Below are 3295 nucleotides of genomic sequence, written 5' to 3' on the forward strand. Positions count from 1 at the left end.
CAGGGTACTGGAGCGGGTTCTCCAGCGCAAGGGAGAAATGTGAGACTATTTTGCCATCATTGCTGAATTCTGCTATAATCGCGAGATATGGCAAAGACTACTTATGATGAATCAAAAATCCAAACGCTTAGTGCGCTGGAGCATATACGAAAGCGTCCAGGCATGTATATCGGGCGGTTGGGAAATGGTACGCATGTCGATGACGGCATCTACATCCTGCTCAAGGAGGTGGTGGACAACAGCATCGATGAATTCATCATGGGCTTTGGCAATAAGGTTGTCATCCGTCGCAAGGAGTGCGAAGTGCGGGTGCGCGACTACGGCCGCGGCATACCGCTTGGCAAGGTGGTCGAGTGTGTTTCGATCATCAACACCGGTGCAAAATACAGCGACGATGTATTTCAGTTTTCCGTCGGCTTGAACGGGGTGGGAACCAAGGCTGTGAATGCACTTTCGTCCCATTTCATGGTCACAAGCTTCAGGGACGGAACCTTCCACAGTGCCACCTTCTCCCAGGGAATCCTGGTGAACGAGGAGACCGGGTCTACCAAGGAAGCCGACGGTACCGAGGTGTCCTTCGTCCCCGATCCCGAATTGTTCGGCGACTATGCCTACAACGAAGACTTCATCATCTCCAGGTTGTGGAGTTATGCCTATCTGAACACCGGTCTCACGCTCGACTACAACAATAAGATTTACAAGTCGGCTCACGGCTTGCTCGACCTGTTGGAAAAAGAAGTGGGGAGTGAAAACCTCTACACCATCATCCATTATCAGGCGAAGCAGCTGGAGTTCTCGCTTACCCATGTGGCGGGTTCTTACGGAGAAAACTATTTTTCGTATGTGAACGGCCAGCATACCACCGATGGGGGGACGCATCAGAGCGCCTTCAAGGAGGGAATTCTCAAGGGCATCAACGAACACTTCAAGAAAAACTGGGCGCCCCAGGACGTCCGCGAGGGGGTTGTGGGAGCCGTTGCGGTGAAGGTGAAGGAACCGGTGTTCGAGTCACAGACGAAGAACAAGCTCTCCAATACCGAAATCCGTACCTGGATCGTGAACGAGGTGCGGGACGCCATCGTAGACTTCCTGCTCAAGAATGCCGAGGATGCCCAGAAGATATATCAGAAGATCATCAACAACGAGGCACTGCGCAAGGAGCTCAATGAGGTAAAGAAGGGGGCGAGGGAGTCGGCGAAGAAGGTTTCGTTGAATATTCCCAAGCTCAAGGATTGCAAGTACCATCTAGGCCAAAGTACCACCCATCAGGAGGAGTGTGAACAATCCATGATCTTCCTGACCGAGGGCGATAGTGCTTCGGGGACCATCACCAAGACGCGTGATGTCATGACCCAGGCGGTGTTCAGCCTCAGGGGCAAGATTGTGAATGTCTACGGCAAGAAGAAGACGGAAATCTACAAGAATGCCGAGCTGTACAACATGATGGTCGCCTTGGGCATTGAGAACGGGGTGGAGGGGCTCAGGTACGGCAAGGTCATCATCGCAACCGATGCCGATACCGATGGCTTTCATATCCGCAATCTGCTGATGACATACTTTTTGACGTACTTTGAAGATTTGGTTTTGGCGGGCCGACTCTACATTCTGGAAACCCCGCTTTTTCGGGTGCGCAACAAGAACCAGACGGTGTACTGCTACAGCGAGCGCCAGCGCGATGATGCCATTGCGCAAATCAAGAACAGCGAGGTGACCCGCTTCAAGGGCCTCGGGGAAATCGACCCCAAGGAGTTCGGCCAATTCATCGGTGAGGATATGCGCCTCATTCCCGTCTCGATCGCCGGGATGAATGAGATGCATAAGACCATGGAGTTCTATATGGGCAGCAATACTCCCGATAGGCGCGAATTCATCATGGAGAACCTAATCTAATGACCCAGGCACACTCAATTTTCAAACAAAACTTTCTTGAATATGCCAGCTATGTCATTAAGGAGCGGGCCATACCCGACCTTGTCGATGGATTCAAGCCGGTACAGAGGCGCATCATCCACACCCTGTTTGAGATGGATGACGGCAAATTTCACAAGGTTGCAAACGTTGTGGGTTGGGCGATGCGCTATCACCCGCATGGGGACTCATCAATCTATGAGGCCTTGGTCAACCTGGCAAACTGCGACCTGTTCATTGAAAGGCAGGGCAACTTCGGCAATACGCTTACCGGTGACAGTGCCGCGGCTGCAAGGTACATCGAGTGCCGCTTGCTTCCCTTTGCAAAAAAGGTATTGTACAACCCGGAGCTGACTGAATTTGTTGACTCCTATGACGGAAGAAACAAGGAGCCGGTGACCTTCCCGGCCAAGATTCCCGTCGTCCTGATCCAGGGCGTCAGCGGTATCGCCGTAGGGATGAGCACCTACATTCTTCCCCACAACCCCTTGGAAGTACTTGATGCAATGGCAGCCTCCTTGAAGGGGGAGAGCTATCAATTGTATCCTGATTTCCTCGGCGGGGGTATCGTTGACGTTGAGGATTACCGTGATGGCAAGGGTTCGGTTTCCGTTCGCGCCAAGCTGAACACCTCCGATCCCAAACGCATCATAATTGAGGAGCTTCCCTATGGTACGACCAGCGAGGCGATGATTCGCTCGGTGGAGGAAGCTGCCAAGAAGGGCAAGTTGAAGATCAGCTCGATCAACGACTATACCGCAGAAAAGGTGAACATCGAGATCAATCTGGCCCGCAATACCTACGCCCAGGAGATTGTCGACGCCCTGTATGCCTACACGGATTGCGAAACAAAGCTTTCCATCAACCCGCTGGTGATCCGGGACAATGTCCCGACCATCATGGGAATCCATGAGATCCTGGATTGGCATGCCCGTCATCTGGTGGTGGTGCTGAAGGCTGAGCTTGAGTTGGAGAAAGGCCATCTGCTGGACAAGCTGCATGCCCGGACCCTTGAGCGCATTTTCATCGAAGAGCGCATCTACAAGCGAATCGAGCAGAAGAAGAGCGCCGAGGATGTGAACAATGCTGTCATCACCGGTTTCAAGCCTTTCAAGGAGCAGCTGCTCAAGGAGGTGGTGCTTGAGGATGTTGAACGACTATTGAAGATTCCCATCAGACGCATCAGCCTTTTCGATATTGAGAAGAACAGGGAGGACATTGACCAAATCAACGCAAGTCTTGCCGAGATTGAGCGCAAGCTTGCCGACTTGGTCGGCTACGCCCTCGCCTATATTGCCGAGCTGAAGACGATGCTCGGTATCAAGGAACATCAGCGAAAGACCACAATCAAGACGTTTGAGTTGGTTGATGTGAAAGAGGTGGCCGA

Annotated in this window: 2 protein-coding genes; both read left to right on the plus strand. The window is 52.4% G+C overall.

From position 1 onward, the window contains the following. Nucleotides 1–87: 87 nt before the first annotated feature. Complete coding sequence (locus tag B3F49_RS09055; protein WP_293910553.1) at nucleotides 88–1890, plus strand: DNA topoisomerase IV subunit B; 1803 nt, start codon at nucleotides 88–90, stop codon at nucleotides 1888–1890. Further along, nucleotides 1890–3295 (plus strand): DNA topoisomerase IV subunit A (locus B3F49_RS09060; protein WP_414712522.1); only part of this gene is annotated, 1406 nt, incomplete at its 3' end. The genes B3F49_RS09055 and B3F49_RS09060, both read left to right, overlap by 1 nt.

It is taken from the genome of Sphaerochaeta sp. UBA5836, assembly GCF_002432845.1.
Lineage (GTDB): Bacteria > Spirochaetota > Spirochaetia > Sphaerochaetales > Sphaerochaetaceae > Sphaerochaeta.

Excerpts from the sequence above, each read along its gene's own strand:
- B3F49_RS09055 (WP_293910553.1), top strand. The coding sequence starts at position 88 with ATGGCAAAGACTACTTATGATGAATCAAAAATCCAAACGCTTAGTGCG.